This is a genomic window from Arsenophonus nasoniae, from assembly GCF_004768525.1.
In the GTDB taxonomy this organism is placed as follows: domain Bacteria; phylum Pseudomonadota; class Gammaproteobacteria; order Enterobacterales; family Enterobacteriaceae; genus Arsenophonus; species Arsenophonus nasoniae.
Genome location: NZ_CP038613.1, coordinates 2,288,181 through 2,312,853, shown reverse-complemented (window position 1 = coordinate 2,312,853; position 24,673 = coordinate 2,288,181). Strand labels below are relative to the sequence as shown.

17 protein-coding genes are annotated in these 24,673 nt (G+C 31.1%); 15 read left to right on the top strand and 2 right to left on the bottom strand.

Annotation, left to right across the window (positions count from 1 at the left end; translation table 11 throughout):
• Nucleotide 1 precedes the first annotated feature (1 nt).
• The 10 genes from holB to ArsFIN_RS11505 all read left to right on the top strand — a co-directional run bounded on the left by holB (nucleotide 2) and on the right by ArsFIN_RS11505 (nucleotide 8,335).
• Complete coding sequence (gene holB / locus ArsFIN_RS11550; RefSeq protein WP_026822210.1) at nucleotides 2-991, top strand: DNA polymerase III subunit delta'; 990 nt, start codon at nucleotides 2-4, stop codon at nucleotides 989-991.
• Between the two features lie 11 nt (nucleotides 992-1,002).
• A complete protein-coding gene (locus tag ArsFIN_RS11545) occupies nucleotides 1,003-1,788 on the top strand; it encodes a metal-dependent hydrolase (RefSeq protein WP_026822209.1) in 786 nt (261 codons plus the stop codon).
• Nucleotides 1,789-1,830: 42 nt separating this feature from the next.
• Nucleotides 1,831-2,196 carry a purine nucleoside phosphoramidase gene (hinT, locus tag ArsFIN_RS11540; protein WP_026822208.1) on the top strand — a complete coding sequence of 122 codons (366 nt, stop codon included), beginning with the start codon at nucleotides 1,831-1,833 and terminating at the stop codon, nucleotides 2,194-2,196.
• Between the two features lie 146 nt (nucleotides 2,197-2,342).
• Nucleotides 2,343-2,918 carry a penicillin-binding protein activator LpoB gene (gene lpoB / locus ArsFIN_RS11535; RefSeq protein WP_026822207.1) on the top strand — a complete coding sequence of 192 codons (576 nt, stop codon included), beginning with the start codon at nucleotides 2,343-2,345 and terminating at the stop codon, nucleotides 2,916-2,918.
• On the top strand, nucleotides 2,911-3,771 hold the full coding sequence (locus tag ArsFIN_RS11530; RefSeq protein ID WP_026822206.1) for a phosphotransferase: 861 nt from the start codon (nucleotides 2,911-2,913) through the stop codon (nucleotides 3,769-3,771). Before lpoB ends, ArsFIN_RS11530 begins: the two co-directional genes overlap by 8 nt.
• A 50-nt stretch (nucleotides 3,772-3,821) precedes the next feature.
• Nucleotides 3,822-4,835, top strand: a complete 1,014-nt coding sequence (gene nagZ, locus ArsFIN_RS11525; protein ID WP_026822205.1) for a beta-N-acetylhexosaminidase — start codon at nucleotides 3,822-3,824, stop codon at nucleotides 4,833-4,835.
• Between the two features lie 2 nt (nucleotides 4,836-4,837).
• Nucleotides 4,838-5,374 (top strand): alpha/beta hydrolase YcfP, encoded by a 537-nt coding sequence (gene ycfP, locus ArsFIN_RS11520; RefSeq protein WP_026822204.1) that lies wholly within the window; start codon nucleotides 4,838-4,840, stop codon nucleotides 5,372-5,374.
• A gap of 251 nt (nucleotides 5,375-5,625) precedes the next feature.
• Nucleotides 5,626-5,940 carry a hypothetical protein gene (locus ArsFIN_RS11515; RefSeq protein WP_026822203.1) on the top strand — a complete coding sequence of 105 codons (315 nt, stop codon included), beginning with the start codon at nucleotides 5,626-5,628 and terminating at the stop codon, nucleotides 5,938-5,940.
• Nucleotides 5,941-5,986: 46 nt separating this feature from the next.
• Nucleotides 5,987-6,328 (top strand): hypothetical protein, encoded by a 342-nt coding sequence (locus ArsFIN_RS11510; protein ID WP_026822202.1) that lies wholly within the window; start codon nucleotides 5,987-5,989, stop codon nucleotides 6,326-6,328.
• Between the two features lie 72 nt (nucleotides 6,329-6,400).
• The gene (locus ArsFIN_RS11505) at nucleotides 6,401-8,335 is read left to right on the top strand and encodes a C80 family cysteine peptidase (RefSeq protein WP_026822201.1); all 1,935 of its coding nucleotides are present in this window, start codon (nucleotides 6,401-6,403) and stop codon (nucleotides 8,333-8,335) included.
• Here ArsFIN_RS11505 and ArsFIN_RS11500 read toward each other — a convergent pair.
• A protein-coding gene (locus ArsFIN_RS11500) for an IS5 family transposase (protein WP_135677415.1) occupies nucleotides 8,332-9,176 on the bottom strand; the annotation gives its coding sequence in 2 pieces (ribosomal slippage) (nucleotides 8,332-8,831 and nucleotides 8,831-9,176; 846 coding nt in all). The genes ArsFIN_RS11505 and ArsFIN_RS11500 overlap by 4 nt on opposite strands.
• A 23-nt stretch (nucleotides 9,177-9,199) precedes the next feature.
• Between ArsFIN_RS11500 and ArsFIN_RS11495 the strand changes: the two genes are divergently transcribed.
• From ArsFIN_RS11495 to ArsFIN_RS11470, 5 genes are all read left to right on the top strand, one after another.
• Nucleotides 9,200-10,810: a hypothetical protein gene (locus ArsFIN_RS11495; protein ID WP_135677736.1), complete on the top strand. Its 1,611-nt coding sequence runs from the start codon at nucleotides 9,200-9,202 to the stop codon at nucleotides 10,808-10,810.
• A 137-nt stretch (nucleotides 10,811-10,947) separates the two neighbouring features.
• Entirely contained in the window at nucleotides 10,948-14,610 is a 3,663-nt protein-coding gene (locus ArsFIN_RS11490; RefSeq protein ID WP_026823877.1) for a hypothetical protein, read from the top strand.
• Between the two features lie 354 nt (nucleotides 14,611-14,964).
• A complete protein-coding gene (locus tag ArsFIN_RS11480) occupies nucleotides 14,965-17,478 on the top strand; it encodes a C80 family cysteine peptidase (protein WP_026823730.1) in 2,514 nt (837 codons plus the stop codon).
• A 113-nt stretch (nucleotides 17,479-17,591) separates the two neighbouring features.
• Nucleotides 17,592-23,084: a calcium-binding protein gene (locus ArsFIN_RS11475; RefSeq protein WP_026823731.1), complete on the top strand. Its 5,493-nt coding sequence runs from the start codon at nucleotides 17,592-17,594 to the stop codon at nucleotides 23,082-23,084.
• Between the two features lie 45 nt (nucleotides 23,085-23,129).
• A complete protein-coding gene (locus ArsFIN_RS11470; RefSeq protein WP_026823732.1) occupies nucleotides 23,130-23,795 on the top strand; it encodes a hypothetical protein in 666 nt (221 codons plus the stop codon).
• Here ArsFIN_RS11470 and ArsFIN_RS11465 read toward each other — a convergent pair.
• Nucleotides 23,784-24,628, bottom strand: a protein-coding gene (locus tag ArsFIN_RS11465) for an IS5 family transposase (protein WP_135677396.1) whose coding sequence is annotated in 2 segments (ribosomal slippage) — nucleotides 23,784-24,283 and nucleotides 24,283-24,628 — 846 coding nt in all. Because the reading frame shifts where the segments join, the coding sequence is not laid out codon by codon here. The genes ArsFIN_RS11470 and ArsFIN_RS11465 overlap by 12 nt on opposite strands.
• Between the last annotated feature and the right edge of the window lie 45 nt (nucleotides 24,629-24,673).

Here is a 24,673-nt window from a genome sequence, read left to right as displayed (position 1 = left end):
AATGAACTGGTATCCATGGTTAAATCATGCATATAGACAAATAATTGCTATCCATCAAAAGAAGCAAGGGCATCATGCATTGCTGTTACATGCTAATGCTGGAATGGGCAGTGAGGCACTCGTTTATGCTATTAGCCGATGGCTAATGTGTCAACAGCCGGAGGATATGAAAAGCTGTGGTAGTTGTCATAGTTGTCAACTGATGTTAGCACAGACGCATCCAGACTGGCATAAAATTGTTGCCGAGAAGGGTAAAAATACAATAGGTATTGAAAGTATTCGTTATTTAACTGAAGTTTTAGTTGGCCATGCACAGCAAGGTGGCGCTAAAGTTATTTGGTTTCCTCGTATTGAAGCATTAACGGAAGCCGCAAGCAATGCATTATTGAAAACGTTAGAAGAGCCGACGAACAATACCTTTTTTTTGTTAGAGTGTCGCGATCCAGCACTATTGCTAGCGACTTTACGTAGTCGATGTTTTTATTATTACCTCTCTGTGCCAGAGCATAAAATGGCAATTTCTTGGCTACAAAAACAAAAGATATCGTTAGCGTTAGTTGATATTGAAACAGCCCTAAAACTCAATGCGGCTGCTCCTCTTGCTGCTTTAACCCTATTACAACCAGAAAATTGGCTAAAAAGAAAGCAATTTTGCCAATCACTAATGCAACATTTAGCAACTAAGACACTTTTCAGTTGGTTACCTGAATTGGATCAGCCAGATGCAATCGAACGGATCAATTGGTTGATAAGTTTATTGTTAGATGCAGTAAAATATCAACAGCAAGCAGGTAATTACTGTGTTAATCAAGATCAGCCCTCATTAATTACTAAATTGGCAGCTATCAATACTGCTGATGTCTTATTAAAAAGCGCTATGGAATGGCAAAATTGTCGTCATCAATTAATGTCAGTGGTGGGATTAAATCAGGAATTACGATTGTCATCTCAGTTAATTAATTGGCAGCGCGCACTATATCACCATAATTAAAAGAGTTTATTATGTTTTTAGTTGATTCTCACTGTCATCTCGATTGTTTAGATTATAAAAATAAGCATAAAGATATTGATGATGTTATCGCAAAGGCGTCGGCCAATGAAGTAAAATATATTCTGGCTATCGCGACAACATTGCCAGGCTTCGTTAGTATGAAAAAGCAGATTGGTCAGCGTGACAATGTGGCATTTTCATGTGGCATACATCCGCTTGATCTTGATAAAGGTTATAATTTTGATGAACTAGCACGTTTAGCGTCAGGCAATGAAGTTGTTGCGTTAGGTGAAACAGGTTTGGATTATCACTATCAAAGTGAGAATGCTAAATTGCAACAAACCGCTTTTCGTCAACATATTCGTATCGGTTGTCAATTAAATAAACCCGTTATTATTCATACACGAAAAGCCCAGCAAGACACATTAACGATATTGAAGGAAGAACAGGTTACTGATTGCGGTGGCGTTTTACACTGTTTTACGGAAGATGAGCAGATGGCTAAAGCATTATTAGATTTAGGGCTTTATATCTCATTTTCCGGTATAGTGACATTTCGTAATGCCGAACAGATCCGCCAGGCTGCACGTATGGTGCCCTTAGATCGCATTTTGATTGAAACCGATGCCCCTTATCTGGCGCCAGTTCCCCATCGTGGCCAAGAAAATCAGCCTGCTTATGTAAGAAATGTGGCGCAGTTTTTAGCCCAATTAAAAGGCGTAGATATTGAAGAAATTGCGCGAGCTACTACGCAAAATTTTTGTGATCTTTTTCATTTAACCATTAAACGCGATTAAACCGCTTGCATCATCATAAAAATAGATTTATAGGATGAAATTATGGCAGCAGAAACGATTTTTAGTAAAATTATACGCCGTGAAATTCCCGCTGATATTGTTTATCAGGATGATTTAGTGACAGCATTTAGGGATATAGCACCTCAGGCTCCCGTGCATATTTTAATTATCCCTAATATTTTAATCGCCACTATCAATGATGTGAAACCTGAGCATGAACAAACATTAGGTCATATGATCACAGTCGCGGCAAAGATTGCTGAGCAGGAAGGTATTGCTGATGATGGCTACCGTTTAATTATGAATTGTAACCGACATTCCGGGCAGGAAGTTTTTCATATTCATATGCATTTAGTCGGCGGCCATCCCCTAGGACCGCTATTAACAAAAAAGATAGATAAATTTTAAATTGTTATTTTGTTGATTTGTCATTAAAGAGGCAATCCTCGTTTTATTGGTTACTCTTTAATTATAAAGCAATTTATATTGTTATTTTGGCACAGGTTTTGTTATTCAGTTTACCTTGCAATTTAAGGTATACAGGAGAAGAGTAAATGAGACGTATTTTTCAACTTATGGTTGTGATATTCCTATTAGTCGGTTGCTCATCGATAACGGGTAAAAAACCGGCACCGGTCATTACAATCGAACCTACTGAGCCTACCGAGCAGCCAACAACACCAACATCGCCAGAAACTGTGCCGCAGTTACCAAAAGTAAAAACAGTAGATTGGTCAACAGCAGTTATTCCTTTAGCCAATCAATTGGTACAAGCTCCAGGGGTTGAGTCAGGCAAGGTGTTATTGATTGATTCAATAAAAAATAATACCAATATGGCAATTCAATCAATGCAAGCAACTGATGCGATTATTGATGCAGTTAATAACCAAAATGTATTTAAATTAGTTCCGCAAGATGTGGTGGCAAATGCACGTAAAGCGTTGGGCTTATCTCAGGAGGACAGTTTAGTTACGCGAAGTAAAGCCATCGGTTTAGCGCGTTATGTACAAGCTGATTATGTTCTTTATTCAGTTATTTCCGGTAATCAACAACAGAGTGAAATTGAAATGCAGTTAATGGGAGCGCAAACGGGTGAGATCCTATGGTCGGGAACAAATCCCATTGAATAAAAAGGAAACACTTATAGCATTGTTATTACAAAAATATCCGGCAATAACCGCTAATAAGTGGCAAATTAAAGCGTTACCAGGGTCTAGCGGTGGTAGTTTCTGTGTTAAAGCAACCCCAAATATTAAACTAATTGCCCGTTTTGCCGGAAAAAATGAGCGTTTATTAGGTATTAATCGACAAAGAGAGCGTAGAATATTACGCCAGCTTACTCAATTTGTTGCAGCCCCCCAGATAGTGGGGGCTAATAATGACTGGTTAATATTAGAATGGCTTACAGGTGAGGTGGTTACTGATACGGACACGAGTTTACAGGAATTATATCAGCCGCTAGGTCATATACTGGCGTCATTGCATTCATATCCATTATCGGGTTATTCATTACCTCTTAAACAACATTTAGCCAGTTATTGGTATCAAATTGACCGTCGCAGACTATCACCTTATTGGTTAAATTTACATCATTTTTTTCAATATGCCTGTCAACCTAAAACCAGCAAAAAAGTACTTGCACATCTTGATATTCATAGTGGAAATGTTCTATTAGCTGATAATGGAATTTTAAAACTCTTGGATTGGGAGTATGCAACTGATTGTGATCTGGCCTTTGCCCTGGCAACGTTATTCGCGACCAATGATTGGGATAAAAATGGCCAAAACCAATTTTTGCACCATTATTGTCAGCAGCAGCCTGCATATAAAGATTTTAATAAATTAAAGCTGCAAATTGCCTTGTGGCTACCATGGGTTAACTATATGAGAATGATGTGGTATGAAGTCCGCTGGATGCAAACAAAAGATTCACAATACTTAGCATTGGCGCAACCGATTAGAACATGGTTAGGCTTAGTTTGAGCATATTTGCTATTAAATAGTAATCATAAAATATATTAAGTAGGTAATTAATGGGGCCCATTATATTAGATCTAAAGGGATTTGAATTAGAAGCTGAGGACTGTGAAATTCTAAAGCACCCACTGGTTGGGGGGATTATTCTTTTTACGCGCAATTATCATGATCCTGAGCAACTGAAAGCGCTTGTCCGCCAAATTCGCAACGCAGCACATAGCCGCTTACTTATTGCCGTCGACCAAGAAGGTGGCCGCGTGCAAAGATTTCGGCCAGGATTTACTGCGCTACCTGCCGCACAAGCCTATGCTGCACTTAACGATCAGGATACAGCGGCTAAATTAGCGGCAGAAGCTGGTTGGTTAATGGCGGCAGAGATGATTGCGATGGACATTGATATCAGTTTCGCACCAGTGCTAGATATTGGACATCATTGTATTGCGATTGGTGATCGTTCTTTTCATCAACAACTTGATATCGCTATTATGATGGCTGAGGCTTTTATTACAGGTATGCATGCTGCCGGTATGAAAACAACCGGTAAGCATTTCCCAGGTCATGGCGCGGTTAGTAGTGATTCCCATAAACAAACACCAACTGATGAGCGTACACTAGCCCTGATCAGGTCGCATGATATGAAAATCTTCAGTTATTTTATCCAACGGCGTTTACTTGATGCCATTATGCCAGCACATATTATCTATACTAAAATTGACCAACGGCCAGCGAGTGCTTCGGCTTACTGGCTAAAATCAGTCTTGCGCCAACAGTTAGGATTTAGTGGGACAATATTTTCTGATGATCTTTCCATGGCCGGCGCGGCGGTTATGGGAGGATATGCCGAGCGGGCACGGGCAGCCCTTAATGCCGGCTGTGATATGTTACTTATTTGCAATAATCGTATTGGGGCAATAAATGTATTAGATAGTTTAGCAATTGAAAAACATAACCAAACAGTAAATCTTTTTCATCATGCACATCGATACTCTTTAGCTGAATTACAAAAAACACCGCGATGGCAAGCGGCAAATTTAGCATTAACATCTTTGTGTGAAGAATGGCAGAGGTAGATATGATTATTTATTTACATGGTTTTGATTCAAATAGTCCTGGTAACCACGAAAAAATAATGCAATTACAATTTATAGATCCAGATGTCCGCCTTATCAGTTACAGTACGCTATATCCCCGCCATGATATGCAGCACTTGCTGAAAGAAGTTGATAAAAATATTCACGCTTTGGGCAAAGAGCCAATTTTAATTTGTGGTGTTGGCTTAGGGGGTTTTTGGGCTGAGCGGATAGGATTTTTATGTAATATAAAACAATTAATGATAAATCCAAATTTATTTCCTTATGAAAACATGATAGGAAAAATTACTCGTCCAGAAGAATATTTAGACATTATGACTAAATGTGTAGATAATTTCAGACAAAAAAACAAACATAAAGGTATGTTAATATTATCTCGTCATGATGAAATTATTGATAGCCAACAAAGTGCCAATATTTTAAAACCTTATTATCCTATAATTTGGGATGAAAAACAAAATCATAAATTTAAAGATCTGTCATATCATTTAGCAACCATTAAATCATTTTATAATTAAGTTTATTATTAAATCTTATCTGTTAGTAGGATTATTTAATTATAATAATTTAATGGCTTAATTTTAATTTTCGAGACGGTGATATGTAAAATTATATTATTTAATTGAACAGGTTTTATATTACATCATAAATTTCTATTTAATTATTTGGTTGTTAACAATAAATTACTCTCTTTTATTTTTTGCTTTTTCTTGTTAATAATAGTATCTACTTTGACTTTTAAAAAATAATATTTATAAGGTAAGGTATTATGCCAAATATGATGAAATATTTTTTTGATATTAGTTTTTCACAGGATAAATATATCTATAATGAATTTGAGGATAAGTTATTATTTATTTTTAGTAAATTTGTCGCCGCTAACGATACCAATATTACCCAAGGTATCACAGGTTTATGTGCAGCGCTTAGTGCTGAATATTTAACACATGTTCGTCAGGGAGGTTTAGAACAAGGTAAAAACTACCTGGCCAGTATAAAATATTTGGCAAAAATTTTAGATAAACCGATCGCTCCCCACGATCCTCCTCTTTTTAAAGCCATGCTACAGGCAAGAAAAATTTAATCGTATATTAATTGATTTGGCTAAGCGGCAGCGGGAATCTTTTGATATGATGGATATGGCCAGTTATTATCCCGCCTACCCTTTTTGGCCAAATAAAGATCTAAGTGAGACTATATCCAATTATATGGAAAAAGTTATTTCATATGAAAGTAAAATGCAAAGTTTACGTAAAGATAGATATTGGTTCAAAGAACTATTTATTGAGATAACACGTCACTTAGATAATGAGAATTATAATACTGAGGAAATTAAATTTTTTGCTGAAAATACCTTTATTTCGCTTAAGAAGAAGTATATTGAAAAATATATTAAGTATTATAATGATAGAGGATTAAAAACAATAAATAATAGTCAAAGATATATATATAACGAAATTAATATTGATTAGTTTATCAAAAAAAATATAGACATTGATGATATAGATAAAAATAAATATTATGAATTTTGCTCTGTAGACCATATGATGGCTATTGTAATAGAGAAAAATAGTAAAACAGGAAAGTTAATTTATGCTTTTTTTGACCCTAATAATGGGGTAATACAGATAGAAAATAAAGATATATTTATCGAGTTTTTAAATTATATTGTTAAGATTAGACGTGATAGTTATAATTTTATTCGATTACGTGATGGAACTATGGATGTACTTATTTCTGAAATGGAATATGATGAGAAGATTACTGAACAGGCAATTTTACCTAAATTAGATGAAAAATTAATTAATATAACAACCAATAAGATCCTTTGTGATAATGAGTATAAATTTATTCTTGATTTAAAAACTAAAATTATTTTTAAAAATTTTAATGATAATACTAGAACCACTCATATTGAATTAATTAGTGAAAAACATAAACCAAAAAGTATTAATATTTTGATGAATTCACTTTCATCTGATGAAATACTAGTATTCTTTACTAACCAACATAAAAATATTTTAGCATTAGCGGAAAATAATCTTCACATATGTATAACTAATGAAAATTATGAAATTCGTAAAATAACCGATGTCAGTGATGTTATTTATCGTTTGCGAAATAGTAGAGAACGATTAGAATTTTATCTCTCTGATCCAATTGTTACTTTGCCGCGTGAACGATTGCCCTTAGAAATATGTGAACTTCATAATAATGAGGTTTTGGGAAGTAGAACACCAATAAAACTTGATAATTTGTGGGATCCAAGTGTTAATCCCGAACTTATTCCTCAGCAAAATAAAACGCAATTAATAGCAGAAGCTAATAATCTTTATAATGTTATCATTCAGTTAGAAGGTGAAGATATTATTAATAAAGCGGCGGCAAATTTAATTGGTAAACATCCAAATAACACCATATTAATTCAATATGATCTGGAAAATGATCAATATCGACTAGTATATGGTGATATTGATAAAGTCATAACTAACAATAGCCGCTGGTTACTAATTGGACATGGTCATTTTGATGAACAAAAAAAACAACGACTATTTGCTAATCAAAGTGCTTATACCATAGTTGATAAACTAAAAAAATTAAAAACATCGTTATTAGCCAATAATGAACCAGACAAAATAGTTTTATTAGGTTGCAAATTAGGCCAGGGTAATTTACTGGATAATTTTGCCTTAAATATTAGCCAAGAATTTTGGCAAAAAGAATTTAAATCTACCTTAGTGGCTTATACCAAAGATTTGTCGATTTATCATAATGGCAAAAAAGAAGTTTATTTGGATGAGAGTAACGATAGTAAACAGCCAGCAAAATACTATAAAAATCAGTATCAAAAAGATAACAATAGCGGTGAAATAACTATTAATGGAGAAGCACTAATTTTATATCTTTTACGGCAAATAAATTCAGCGGATATTACATTATCTGCAGCAGTGACTCGTTATCGAGACTATCTTAGTCAATATTTTTATTATCCTAATGGGGAGTTGGACTTAGATTTACTCAAAACAATTGCTTATGATGGTGAAGCCTATAAAGTTTTTGCCGATAATTTTACTATCGATGAAAGAATAATAAATAATTATGACATTGGTGTATTAATTGATAATTTACATGGAAAAAATATTGATAATGTCCCTTTATGGCCAAAAGTCAATGCTGCTAATATCACAGCAGGATTATCGCAAGCATTAGATGAAAATAGCTCACAAATAATCTTTCGGTTTTCTGGTGATAAAAAATATCAGCAACAGGCAGAATTATTAGCCAGACAAATCCCAGAAAATACTTTTATTTTCCAAATGGACAAAGATTCAAACAAAGCAATTTTAGAATATGGCGAATTAGACAAATTAAATAACACAAAAATAAAAAAATGGATATTATTAGGTAATATAGCCACGACTCCTGAACAATCTTTATTTGAAGGACTTTTATCAGTAAAATTAGGCTGTGTCCCTTAATTGCGTAATCGGCGGTAAAACAAGCGAATGCAGCCCAGTTTCACCATTGCTAGATAGTTTCTTGCCGTTTTTTCATAACGTGTAGCGATCCGGCGATATTCCTTTAAACGGCCAAAACACCTTTCCACAACGTTGCGATGGCGATAAGCATCACGATCAAGTTGCGAGCGTCCATCTGAAGCCAGTTTTTCATTTGATTTTCGGGGAATAACCGTTTTCATCCCTTTTCTTTTCAACTCGTTACGTAGCGCATTCCCAGAGTAGGCTTTGTCAGCCAGTACCGTATGACCACGACGCTTCATGCTGCCGTTCTGGCGTTGCACGCCAATGCCGTCCAGGAGTCGTAGCGCGAACAGGCTTTCGTGAGCCTGCCCAGCACTCAGTACGATGTTTAGCGGGATGCCGCTTCCGTCAGTCGCCATGTGGATTTTGGTGCCATAACCACCTCGTGAGCGACCCAAGCTGTTATCGTCGGTAATATCGGGATGTTTTTTTGAGCACCAGCCGCACATTTGAGAGCACGAATATTACTGCCATCCAGCGCAATGGCTGACCAGTCAACCAGTTCATGAGCATCAAGAAATGAAAGCAACTTATTGAAAATAATGTTAATAGTTCCATCCTTTGACCATCTGTTGAAACGGTTATAAACGGTTTTCCATGGGCCGTAACGTTCAGGTAAATCACGCCATGGGGCGCCTGAACACAGTATCCAGAACATGCCGTTGACGATTTTGCGATGTTCTGCCCACGGCCGACCGACCCGCGAAGATGTCAAAACGGTTGGCAACAAGGGCTCAATGATTGCCCATGCTTCATCAGAAAGATCGTAGCGAGCCATAATTCAAAGTATCGTAGAAACAGATGGATACTATAGCTCAAGCAATTAAGGGACACAGCCTAGTGGATATTCTTGCTGAAACAAAATTATACTTTGGTTTAAATAATCCAGAGGAAGTTTGCTTTTTTTCTCAACAGGGATTAGGCGAACTAGCTAATCCTTATGATCCCAATGGCATTGCTAGTGAAACAGCCATAAACTTAGCAAGAAGCGCTATAAATGCCACTGTGACAACTTACCAGCAGGGGGATCATCAATTACTTCCATTATTATCGGATAGTATCAATAAATATTATGCTTTAGCAGGCAATAATAGAAGGTTAACTAAATTTAATTATAATAATGAAATAAATCAACTGTATTTAAACAATGTTCCTATTGAGCAAAATCTTTTAATGGATATTGTAACAGATAAAATCGATATCAATAAAAATAATGATAAATATTGTTATCACTTACAAGGCTATTTAGTCGATGAAAATGATTTGCTGGACATTAATAAAATAAATCAAATTAAATATGATCCAATTTTAAGTCAAAAAGTAAATAATTACTTTGAACAGAATAAATATAGTAGTAGCAATAGACTAATTGAATGGCGTAAACTTTTTTTAAACAGCGAATTACCAACAGTACAACAACAAGCCTATGATACAAAAATATTATTAGAAAATATTGCTTATCGGCCAAAAATAATCCATTCACTGAGTAATTATTCAAATAATTTATTGTCGCAGCTATTTTTATATTCAGATGGAACTATTAATATGCGGGAATTGATGACACTAATTCATGATCATCAAGCATTAGAAAACTTAAAAATGGTATTAATAGAGTTATCAGCTATTGATAAACGTAGCGAATTAAGTCAATTATCATTATCGCAGGCCCTAGCAAAAAGCCAGCAATGGCATAACTATTATTTTAGTAATATTGTAAGTTTAGCTAATAAAACGGATACAAAATCAATTCCGTCATTTAATATAACCCTTAATCCTCTGGTTCATGCATTTTATTTTGAGCAAAATAATCAATTAGCAAAAAATCTCGCTTTTTTGTATGCTTATAGTGAAAATAACACCAAAAAATTTAGTGAATTGTTACAATATCATCATAGCTTATTAGAAATTTCGACAAAACGATTATTATCAAATGAAGAATTGATGTTTTTACAAAATTTCGATAATGTATTCAACTATATTAATTTTCTTTTTTCTCAATCTAAGGCTGTTAATGAAAAAAATGTTAATCAATTAATAGAATTATCAATTGGTAAGTATCAGTTAGTCATTGATAATTATGTTTTCACTGTTTTGAAGCAGAAAAAAATAGATGATTTTTATTCTTATACTATATTTGATCCGAGAATGGGAGAAATAAAATTAGATTTTGTCACAACAGAAAATTCCTATGAAAAACTATTATACTTTATGCGGATGTACCTGGATGATGAAATTATTATTAATAATAAAAAATATTATCGTTATCAAATGTTAGGCATTAAAAAAAATGCCCAAAATAATTATTCTATTAAGTGGTATGAAGTAGAAAATGATGCAATATTAAATTATAAACTAGCAAAATTGACTGAACAATTACCGATAAAAAAAATCAGTTTGAAGAGCAAATTTTAATTAAAATTGGTGAGATAGATATTCCTCTTACAATATTACAACAAGCAGGGGCATATATAGATAATAAAAAACTAACATTATTCTCAGTTAGAAACGTTACTGATTGGCAAAATAAAATACAGTTTGATGTCGTCACGTTGAATGACTACCTTAGTTTTTATCAACCAACTAAAGATAATATTAATTTCATCAAAATTTTAAAACAAAAATTGAGTGTCAATAAGAATTATCAACAGCTATTGATTAATCGTAACAATTTAAATGATTTTGCGGTTATTATGCGGCGCTTAGCTGATATTGATAACCATACAGCACAACAAGTTATCGATAAACATTTTGCCCAAAAATTACAGCAAGAACTATCTCATTTACCTCGCTATGCTTCAATTGTTAATAAATTTTCTCATACGATGCAAATAGTGAATATCATACAATTAATTTCTTCAACCCAATCTACTATTATGCAACTTAATAATGCTAATTTAGTTGATGATCAACGTAACATATTGGAAGATAATTTGATTGTTGCCTGGGCTGCGAGCATAACAAATTTTGGTGATCAGGCTATCCAGCCATTATTATTTAAAGCTGTTTATCGCATGAGAGGCATAGGTAGTGAAGCCAGTACCTTCGCAAGTCGGGTATCAGCTGGCATCACACTTGCATCAGCAGGATTTGATCTTTATTACTCCTATGAAAATTTTAATCAACTAAATCGTGAACAAGATTCGGCTATTCGGCAGGATATGATTATTAATGGGACGTTATCGCTACTTAATGCCGGAATCAGCGTTTCAACCGCTCTTGCTATTTTTGCGGGTTCTTCTTCTGCTGGGCCTATTGGGGTAGCTATTGGCACAGGTTTGATGTTAGGCGGAATGTTTTATAATTCCTATCGAACTGTGGAACGCATTAAAGAAAAAGTTGCATTGACAACATCGGAAACATTGCAAGTGGGTTTTGCAGCAGCTTTGGGATTGCAATTGCAATCTTCAGTGAGAAATAAGTTATTGAAACAACAAACTGAGTCAGCAATCAAAGCTTATCGGCAACAGCAAGAAAAAGATTTTTTTCAACAACTATTAAGACCACATGATTTTAATTTAAGTATTTTTATTACAGAAACAGAATTAGTTGAAGAATTACCTCTATATTATTTATTTGATAAAATTAATAACACTTATTTGAGTAAACATAAAGATAGTCTTTCTAAATATACTTTTGATTATTTAAGGAATAATTTAGATATTGCTACACTCTCAATTAACCTATGGAAACAACAGCAGATAGATGACACTATAGAGATTACAAGCCGAAAATTTACTAAAGAAGAAGTAGAGAAAATTATTCAGCAGTATCCAAACCGATATCAAGTGCAAGTAGCCAAGATAAAAACTTATATTCCTAATTATTCAATTGCATCGGATGAAATACTCATATTAAATCGAGAATTTGATAACTTACTAAAAAAATTAATTAATCATCATAGATTCAATAATTATCAATTTGATGTTGATCAGAGTAAAGTTATTTATTCGTTGCCACAAACTCAGCAGCCTGTATATGTTTACGATAATTTAAATAATTATCTGTCAAAGGATAATCTAAGAAATTATTTAACAGGGGTGAATTTTAATTTTGCTAATGGTGATGATATTATTGTCGGATTTGCATCAATTAAAAATCAATTTATTTGTTATAACGGCAAAAAAATATTTATTGGTGGTGATAAAGATGATTTTTTTATTTTATTAAGCGATAAGTTAGATAAGTATGAAAATAAATATTTTCATGGTAGTCAAGGTAACGATACATTGTATATTGCACAATTACCTTATCAATCATCAATGGCTACTGATAATCATCAACAACTAACTAAATATTCAAATGTAGTAGCTGGAACAGTAATTAATTTAGAGCATGGTACATTAAGGTATCTCAATCAGGTCTACCTAGATGATTTTGATGATCTGCAATCATTAATAAAGAAAAATTATACCATGGGGATTTGCGCAGATTTAGTCAGTATTGAACATGCTATAGGTGCAAAAGATGTACAAGATCTCATTTTAGGCAATGCCGAGGATAATTTACTGAATGGTAATGGTGGAAAGGATATTTTATATGGCTTTTCTGGAAAAGATACTCTGGTATTAAATAATGGTTATGCCAATGGAGGAGAGAAAGAGGATATTTATATTATTGAACGTTATCATTGGCAAGATTATCAGGAATTATTGCCATGGAGAAATAATAATTATCTTTGGAACCCAGAAGATCAAGATTGGATAGATTTATCAATAAATAGCGTAGTGTTGCAGTCTGGATATAATTTTGATGCTAATATTGTAATCGATGAAATTGAAAAAGGGAGTGGAAGTGTCGTAGAATTACAATACACACTTGATGAAATTATAGAAGTAAATTTAGTTGATAATGATATTCATATTAAATTATTATCAGGAAAAACTCAGCTTCATGATCAAATGAAAGAGAGTTATACCAATTTAAAATTAAAGAATGTCTATCGAAATATAGATGACAAGCAACTCATTAATCATGAATATATCATAAAAACAGTAGACGGTTTTTTATTATCACAAAATTTACCTAAGGTATTAAAAAAAACAGAATCTATTGATAAAATTTTTGAAATTATGTATTTTCCTGCATTGGATAAAGCCAAAAAAATTAATAGCGTTGATCCACTTGACATCAATTTGGCTAATAATAGTATCATGAAGTTTGGTAAAAGTTATTTATTACCTACAATGATAAAACCAATGCTGATGACGAGTGATACCTTACAAACTATTTTTCATGGTGATAAATTTAATAATTATTTTACTAGCATAAAGAAAAATAGTTATATTTATTTTTCTCATGGCCTGGATATATATCTTATTGATAATTTAATGACAACAGGAAACATTGATGACAGCATAATATTTGATTTTAAAGAAATTGCTAACACATATACTAATGAAGATATATTTATTATTATCTTAAAAGATCATAATGGATATGATTTTAATTTTGTTAATAACAACCTGTATTACCAAGGATCAGTAAGACTACCAACCATTAAGTTTGTTAATAATTTTGGTGATTTTTATGGTAAAATTTATCTGTTAGATAAAAATAATCAATATTTTTTTATTAGTTATCAAGACAATAAATATCAAATTACGCCTTGTACCACAGTACAAATACCGTCAGAATTTGATGACAATATTTTTTATCCTAAAGGTTATTCTCAAGTGATAAAAGTTAACTTATCTGCAGGTAATGATATATTAACCGATATGAGTGAAACTGGAAAAATTATTTTAGCTGGGGATGGTAATGGGAATGATATTATTTCAACCGGTGATGGTAATGATATTATTATATCAACGCAAGGCAATAATATTATTGATGCCGGTAAAGGGAATAATATTTTAGCGATAAATCATGGTACAGGTGATATAAATGTATTGCTCAATGAAGGAAATAATAAAATTTTTATTCAAGGCTTAGGTGGTGGTGCTGTATTTGACTATCGAGATAATGATTTAGTTATATCATCACGTAATAATAATAATAAAATAACAATTTATGATTATGAAAAATATAAAAACAAGCTTGAAATTAATACTTCTTTAAATAGTGACATATTATTTGATGAAAAAGATATCGCTTTATTAATCGATGTGGCATCTTCTTTTCAGCAAAAAAATAATGAATTTATAATTTCTAATCTGACTGTAAATGAAAAAAATATAGTTAATCAGCTATTTCAATATAATAAAATGAATTAATTTTTTAGAGTAATTTATCAAAAATAACTGGTTGTTATTAAATTAATTATATTATATTTTTACTATATAAAATATACTATATAAAATATACTATATAAAATATACTATATAAAATATACTATATAAAATATACTATATAAAATATACTATATAAAATATACTATATAAAATATAAAATATAAAATATAAAATATAAAATATAAAATATAAAATATAAAATATAAAATATAAAATATAAAATATAAAATATAAAATATAAAATATAAAATATAAAATATAAAATATAAAATATAAAATATAAAATATAAAATATAAAATATAAAATATAAAATATAAAATATAAGGAAATTTATTATGCCAAAAACAAATAAATATTATTTTGATGTTGGTTTCTCTCAGCAAAAGTATATTTTTGAATTATCTGAAAAACGCTTTAAACATATTATTGATAAGTTTATTTCTTATGATGATCCTGGTCTGGCAAAAGAAATTACAGGTATCTGTCTGGCATTAAGTGCCGCTTATTTAACTCAAGTTCGTGAGGGTGGCTTAGAACAAGGTGAAAGATATCTTAAAGGAATAAAGAGACTAGTTAAAGTAATTGAATCACATACGGAAAGTTATGATCCACCCTATATTAAAGCACGACATCAAGCCAGGCAATTACATGCAAAGGAAAAATTAAATTTACTATTTATAGATTTAGTGAGCAGGCAACGTTTATCATTTGATTTATATGAAATGATGAATTATCAACCTGATTATTCAAATTGGCCTGCAATTGAAAAAAATGAAACTATACCAGACTTTATAAAAAAGGTGGTTGATTTTGAAACTAAAAAAAATTATAAATTTATAGAAAGATTTTGGTTTAAAACTCTTATGTTAGAGATTGAACATGGAATTGACACACATAAAGTTAATGTTGACGATATCAAATTGACTGTACATCGTATTTTTCTTGATTTTAAGAAAAAGTATATTAAAGGATATATTAATTATTATAATGAAAGAGGATTAAAAATAAATGATCAGGATATAAATAGCATAGCAAATGACATAGAGTTTGACGTGTTTATAACAAATTATCTTGATAAAGATAGTACTGTCAATAGACGTTATTTTGAATTATCTTCAGAAAACCATATGATGGCAATAGTCATTGACAAAAATAGTCAAACAGAGCTAGTAAAATATGCATTTTTTGATCCCAATTATGGAGTTATTTATTTTGATGATAAAGAGAAGTTTAAACAATTTTTGACTTATATAATAAAAGAGCGAAAAGATATTTATAACTTTTTAGTTTATGATAATAATACTTATATTACGTCTATTATCGAATTAGAAAATGATCCAGTAATTAATAAAAATAATATTTTCCCAATTATTGAAAGTGATTTAGTTAATATAACAACGACCAAAATTCTTTGTGACGAGCAAAGTTTTTTTTATCTTTCTGATAATCAAAAATTGCAATTTAAAAAATTTCATCAACAAAGCGCTAGTACGGAATTGGAGCTGATTTCTGATGGAGAACAATATAAGGCGATAAGTATAGTCATTAATTCGGTTGATTCTAGTGACATTTTAGCACTTATTACCAATCAATATAAAAATATCTTAAAGTTTAATTATGATAAAATCTATTTAAAAATTGAGAATGATAAATGTATTGTTTATAAAATTAACCACAACGTAAAATTATTGGCTAATCAGCCATTACCAATTTCTGATCTTTCAGAACCTATTACTGAATTTACATTAGAAACTTTACCAGTAGAGTCATTAGAGATACATAAAAATGAGGTTTTAGGTCAAGATACGGTTAAGCTTGATCAGTGGTGGGATCCGAGAGTCGAACCTGAAAAAATTCCGTCACATTCCAGCGCTGTAAAGACAAAATTAGCTGAAAGTAATTATCGACATAATTTGATTATTCAGTTAGAAGGAGAAAATATTGTCAGTCAATCGACAGCAAATTTAATTGGTAAACATCCTGATAACACAACCGTTATTCAATATGATCTTGAACAAAATCGCTATCGAGTTGTTTATGGTGATATAAATAAAGTCGCAGGGGAACGAACAAGATGGTTTTTGATTGGTCATGGCAGAAAGGATGACATCACTAAAAAAAGAACCTTTGCCAGAAAAACAGCAGAATATATAGCAGATAAATTAATGCATTTAAGAAAGACTGAATTTAATAATAGTGAGCCAGAAAAGATAGTACTATTGGGTTGTAAACTCGGACAAGCAAAAATAGGTGATAATTTTGCATTAGATTTTAGTCAACAACTTTGGAATGAAGGATTCAATTCAACAATCACTGCTTATACCCGCGATTTATATATTGGTTCACATGGTCGCAAGAATATTTATTTAAATAACTTTGAGCGTAGCCGGAGAGATGCAAGATATTATAAAACAACTTTTGACAAACAATTATCACCACTCGGTCTACAAATTAATAATGAAATATTAATTTTTTATATTCTCAGATTAATTAATTCAGGTGAGCTTTCATTAGATAGTGAAACAATAAAAAATAATGATTATATAAAAAAATACTTTCATTTACCTAATGGTAAATTAGATATAGATTTATTAAAATTAGTAGCATATGATGCTCGGGCATATGAATTATTTTATCAATGTATAAATGAAAATAGACATAATTATACCATCGATGATTTTTTAAATAAATTATGGGCCGAAAAAATTTTTGATCCCCCATTATGGAAAACTATTAATCAAACAGTGATAAAGAAAAATTTATACTCAGTAAAACAAAATAATATAAAAAAAATAATATTCCGTTTTTCTGACAAACAGAAATATACTGTCAGCAGGCTGAATTATTAGCTAGCGAAAATCCTAATGATAGTTTTATTTTTCAAGCAGATAAAAAAACAAATAAAATTTTTTTAGAATATGGTGATCTTGATAAACTAAAAAATAGTGTAATTGATAAATGGATGATAGTAGGTGAAATTGAACTGCATAATCATTTTTTATTATTTGAGCAAATGACAGTAGAAAAGTTAGTTGATATTATGGATAATATACATAAGCAAAATTTTTTAGCGATACCTGATGAAATATGTTTTTTTAGTAAAAAAGCCTTAGGAACATTATCTAGCCCTTATGATACTTCAGGTATTGCCAGTGAATTTTCAATTAAATTAGCAGAAAGAAATATAAATACCGCTATAACAACTTATCAAGTCAATCCAGATCTTTTCTCAACGCGATCATTAGATGGAGTTAATGAATATTTTGATTTAGTTAAAAATAATAATCAATTAACTAAATTTAGATATGATAAAACAACAAAGCAATTATTTTATAATGAATTAGATACTACTTATGCACTATTTTTTGATATTATGAAAGGTAATATTAATATCGAAAAAGATTTAGATCAATATCAGTTTTATTTAAATAACTATCTATATGACAATAAAGGAAAATTGATTACTAAGAGAATAGAAAATATAAAGTATGATCCGATTATTAACCGTAAAGTAAATAATTATTTTAATAGTAAAATGGAGCAACAACCTGATGCATTAGTAAAATGGGAGGAAATATTTACAAATAATAACGAAATGTTAAATGTAAAAGCCCATCATCTTTCTCTTTTATTAGAAAATATTTATTATCGACCAGAAATAATTAATCACCTTAGTGACTATTCTAATCAATTATTAGGTGAAATATATTCATATTCGGATGGTAGTCCTGATATCGGTCGTTTAATGCTATTAGTTAATGATCAGCCAAGATTAAATCAACTACGAACATCATTAATAGAACTTTCCGCAATTGATAATCGAAGTGGTCTTTATACATTACCTTTAAGTGTGGCATTATCAAAAAGTCAAAAATGGCATAATTATTATCTTAATAATATCCTTTTGTTAACAAAAATAACTAATAACAATGCCAATATAATTATAAAACCAATGCCACATGCTTTTTATTTAGAAAAGAGGGCTAACTTAGAAAAATGTATTGGTATTTTTTATGCATCTTTATCTAGTAAAGTAGATAATGTTGATGATATTTTGCAATATCACCACCGCTTACTTGAATCTTCAGCAACCAGAAGACTATCTATAGATGAACAACTTTTTTTGGATAAATTAAATCAAGCAGTAGATTGGGCTGCTTATTTGGTAGTTAATGAAAACGGATTGACTGAACAGGCTAATATTATTTTACCTGAAAATTTAACTTTGGCTCCAATTACTCAATATCAGTTAAGTATAAATAATGTTACCTTTACTCTGATTGTCAAATATAAAGGAAATGCCAGCTATCAATGTCGAATATTTGATCCAAGAATGGGTGAAATAGTCATCAACAATATTGCAAAAGAAAAAATAAATGAAGAAGTTATATCATTTTTAACAAATTATCTTAATCAAGATGTTACAGTTTTTGATACTGTTTATAAACGTTACGAAATATTTGATATAAATAAAGACATCGCGTTATCTGGACAATTTAAAGTTCATAAAATACATGAAAATGATATTATAAAAATAAAAGTTAATGATTTAATTGAATTTTTACCTGTTAAAGAAAATCTAACTGATTTTTATAAAAATGTAACAATAGCCGAACAAAATATTGGATTATTTGCATTAAAGCGGGCAGGAGCGCATATCAATGAAAATTTAATTTCGCCCTTTATGATTAGAAATATTCCTGACTGGCGGTCTAAATTGAAATTTGATATTGAACAACTTAATGATTACCTTACTTTTTCTCAGGGTACAGAGGAAAATATAAGTATTATAAAATTACTCAAGGAAAAGATAAATTCGTCAGAAAATTATAGAGATTTTTTATTCAATCGTGGTGATTTGCATGACGTTGCGACTATTTATCAACGATTAGCAGCCATTGATCAATATGTTGATGCTAACACGGTAGATGGCGAATTATGGCATAATTTTCAACAGGGCATGACAAGATTGCCTCGTTATGCGCATATTGTTAATAAATTATCTAATGCTACTCAATTAGCCAATATTATCCAACTAATTTCTTCGACTCAATCAGCATTAATTTATTTAAATGATCCTCAAGTTTCTATTCAGGAAAGGCAAGATATTGAAAAAAACCTTATTATTGCTTGGGGAGCTGGAATAACAAATTTTGGCACCGAACTTTTACAACCAATATTACTCAAACTCGCTTATCAAATGACTGGCTCAATTGATACAGCGAGTCGATTTGCGGTTCGAATGTCATTAGGGATTAATATTGCTTCTAGCGGTTTTGATCTCTATTATGCTTATCAAAATTTTGATCAATTGCAAGATGAAATCAATCCAGCAAAGCGTCAGGATTTAATCGTTAATGGCACTTTGTCTTTGTTGAGTGCTGGCATTAATATTAGTAGTGCTTTAGCGATATTAGCGGGTGTTTCGTCAGCTGGTCCTATAGGGCTTTTTCTTGGTACTGGTTTAATGATAAGTAATTCATTTTATAATGCTTACCGTACCGTAGAAGAAATAGAGGAAAAGGTTGCATTAACCACCAGTGAGGAATGGGAGACCGGTTTTAGAGCCATATTAGGATTACAACCTGACTATTCGGTACGTAATAAACTTTTAAAGCAGCAAACTTACAGTGAAATTAAAGAATATAAAATAGAGAAAGAGAAAAAATTATTTACAGAGCTGTTAAAACCCTCAGGCTATAATTTGAGTATTGTCGTTGATGAAGATGAACAAGTGTCAGAACTCCCTCTCTATCATTTATTTGATAAAAAAACAAATCTTTATTTATTTAAAAATAAAAATAAAAATAAAAATAAAAATAAAAATGTTCAGTATGATTTAGAAGCTTTAAAACACAATTTTAATATTCTCACGTTACCAATAAATTTGTGGAAACAGCAACAAATAGATAATATTATAGAAATAAATAAAAGAAAATTTACTGCAGAAGAAATTAAAAAGATTTTTCATCAATATCCTGACCGATATGAAGTTGAAGTGGATAAAATTAAAACTTATATTCCATTGCAAAGTATAGTAACCAATGAAATAATTTTGTTGAATAGAGAATATGATAATTTAATTAAAAGAATAACAAATAAACCTTTTTTAGATAATTATTTATTTCGTCAAGCAAATGCGATCTACTCTTTGCCGGGAAATGGACAACCAGAATATATTTTTGAAAGTTTAGATAGTTATTTCATGAAGGGAGTATTAAGAAAATATATTACAGGAAGTAATTTTAATTTAGGTGATGGCGATGATATTGCAGTTGGTTTATCTTTAGCTAAAAATAGATTTGTTAGCTATAGCGGAAGAAAAATATTTATTGGTGGTGAACAAGATGATGTTTTTATTTTAGCTGGCAATAAGTTAGGTTATGGTGAAGATAAATATTTTAATGGCAAGGGTGGTAATGACACAATAATCGTAGAACACTTACCTCGTTATCATAGTAACATGTTATCAAATGGTGAAGCAGGTTTGTCTAATGCGTTGTTATCACTAACAGGAACTTTTATTAATTTACAACAAGGCACTGTTCGATTTCTTTATGAAGATTATCTTGACAATTTTGAAAATATATCATCTTTCAATAATAGTCACTATATTTCTGATGTTCATGTTGATTTAGTTAGTTTTGAACATGTTATTGGTATAAAAGATAAACAGGATATTATCTTAGGTAATAGAAAAAATAATATTTTAAATGGCAATGGCGGAATTGATATTATATATGGTATGGCTGGAGAAGATACTATTATATTAAATAATGGTTATGCTAATGGTGGAGAGGAACAAGATACTTATGTTATTGAACGTTATAATCCACATGAATATAAAAAGAATCTATTATGGAATCAAAGTCATTATTTATGGGATGCTGATAATCAAGAATGGAATTATATTGATGAAGATAAAAAAGAATTTAATGTCGTAGTAACAATTGATGAACAACAATTTAAAGATAAAAGTATCGTTAACCTTAATTATAAATTAGATGAAATTAAAAATTTAAAATTAGTCGGTAATGATATTCATATTCATTTTTCAATAGTTGATAGTCAATTTACTACAGATAAAGACAATAATATTAAATTAATATTAAAAAATGCCTATAAAAATATGGATAATGAAGGTTTAATAGTGAATCATGAATATATATTACAAACTATTGATGGTTTTCTGCTTTCGATGGATCCATCACAAAAAATAAAAAAACAGGGGCAACCAGAAAAAATATTTAATGTAATGTATTTCGAAAAATTAGATAAACAAAAGACCTCTGCACCTTGCACTAGTATTGAAATTAATTTAAGTAACAATAGTATAACTAATTTTAGAAAAAATTATATTTTGCCTGAGATGATTAAACCGTTACTTAAGACTTATAATGCTCAATATACCATTTTAAATGGCGATCGTTTTGATAATCAATTTTTATCAATTAAAAATAATACTTATATTTATATATCTCATGGTGTTGATTTTTATATTATTTCCGATCTTGATGTTGAAAACATTGAGAATAATAAAGATATTATTTTTGACTTTAATAAAATAATTGACGGTTATACAAATGAAGATATTGTTATAATTGTAATAAAAAATTATAGTGGATATGATTTTATTTTTTGTGATAATAGATTGAAGTATAGCAAAAGCGAGAATAAATCTGAAATTGAATTTATTAATAATTCTATTAATTTTTATGGTAAAATTTATCTGGTTGATAAAAATAATGAATATTTTAATATAACATTTAGCAATAATCAATATTCAATTACTCCTGTGCTTAAAGAGTATATTGGAACCGGAAATAATGATAATATTACCTATACTAAAAATAGTCACCATCATAATGTCATAAGAATGTTATCTGGTAATGATATTGTTACTGATACCAGCGAATTAGGTAATATTATTTTTGGTGACGATGGTGATGATATTATAACTGCTAAAGGTGGCTCTAATATTGTTGTTGATGGTAATGGTAATGATATTATTTCAACGGGTGATGGTAATGATATTATTATATCCACAAAAGGTAATAACATTATAGATGCAGGCAAAGGTGACAATGTAATAGTTATAAATTATACTTCGTATAATATAAAAGTTTATCTGAATGAAGGAAATAATAAAATTTTTCTTCAAGGTATGGATAATGCTTATAGTCAAGAATATAAAAATGATAATTTAATTTTATCCTCGGTAGAAAGTGAAAGAAAAATAACTATTTATAATTATAATAAATATAAAGATAATTTGGAAATTAATACGTTATTAAATAATGGGTTAGTCTTGGATGATGCAAAGATAAATTTATTAGTCAATGCTGCTTCCGCTTTTAAGCAAAATGATTATGAACTTTACTCTACCATGTTAACAACAAATGAAAAATATTTGATTAATCAAATATATCAATATAGTGGAATAAGAAAAAAATAATATATTTATTTACTTATAGGAAATCTGGCTAATAAAGGACGATTCATGCCTACTAATTATAACGCGGATATTAATTTTTCTCATAATACCTATCTCTATTTAATGGCAAAAGATAGACTTGTTCATATCACAGAAAAATTTATTTTACATGGTGATAAAAATAGATTGAAAGATATTAAGGGAAGTTTTTATATTGGATTATCAATTTATTATATGGCTCATGTTCGGCAAGGTGGTAAAAAACAAGGAGAGAAATTTTTACTTGATTTAAATAATGTTATTAATATTATTGAAACACCACTTTCTGACAATTTGCCATCATTAATGAAGGCAAAATTGATGGCAGAAAAAATTCATGCTAAAGAAAAATTAGATAGCATGCTTGCTGCAGTAATTGATATTCAAAAACGCTATCTTAGTCGTATTGATATTAATAATTATGTGTCAGATCCCTATATGTGGCTTGAAATGTTGCCGGCCGAGACGGCGCACCATTATATTGATAGAGTAACAAATCGCGCTTTGAAATTGAATAATAGTTTAAAAAATGCCACCTGGTTTGCGGAACTTTGTATTAGTTTAAAAGCCAGATATTTAAATAGTGATACCGATTCGATTGATAATATTAAAAGTAATTATCATGAACTCTTAAGCAAAAAAAAATATGATTATTATATTGATAGTATTAGGCTGTGTCCCTTAATTGCGTAATCGGCGGTAAAACAAGCGAATGCAGCCCAGTTTCACCATTGCTAGATAGTTTCTTGCCGTTTTTTCATAACGTGTAGCGATCCGGCGATATTCCTTTAAACGGCCAAAACACCTTTCCACAACGTTGCGATGGCGATAAGCATCACGATCAAGTTGCGAGCGTCCATCTGAAGCCAGTTTTTCATTTGATTTTCGGGGAATAACCGTTTTCATCCCTTTTCTTTTCAACTCGTTACGTAGCGCATTCCCAGAGTAGGCTTTGTCAGCCAGTACCGTATGACCACGACGCTTCATGCTGCCGTTCTGGCGTTGTACGCCAATGCCGTCCAGGAGTCGTAGCGCGAACAGGCTTTCGTGAGCCTGCCCAGCACTCAGTACGATGTTTAGCGGGATGCCGCTTCCGTCAGTCGCCATGTGGATTTTGGTGCCATAACCACCTCGTGAGCGACCCAAGCTGTTATCGTCGGTAATATCGGGATGTTTTTTTGAGCACCAGCCGCACATTTGAGAGCACGAATATTACTGCCATCCAGCGCAATGGCTGACCAGTCAACCAGTTCATGAGCATCAAGAAATGAAAGCAACTTATTGAAAATAATGTTAATAGTTCCATCCTTTGACCATCTGTTGAAACGGTTATAAACGGTTTTCCATGGGCCGTAACGTTCAGGTAAATCACGCCATGGGGCGCCTGAACACAGTATCCAGAACATGCCGTTGACGATTTTGCGATGTTCTGCCCACGGCCGACCGACCCGCGAAGATGTCAAAATGGTTGGCAACAAGGGCTCAATGATTGCCCATGCTTCATCAGAAAGATCGTAGCGAGCCATAATTCAAAGTATCGTAGAAACAGATGGATACTATAGCTCAAGCAA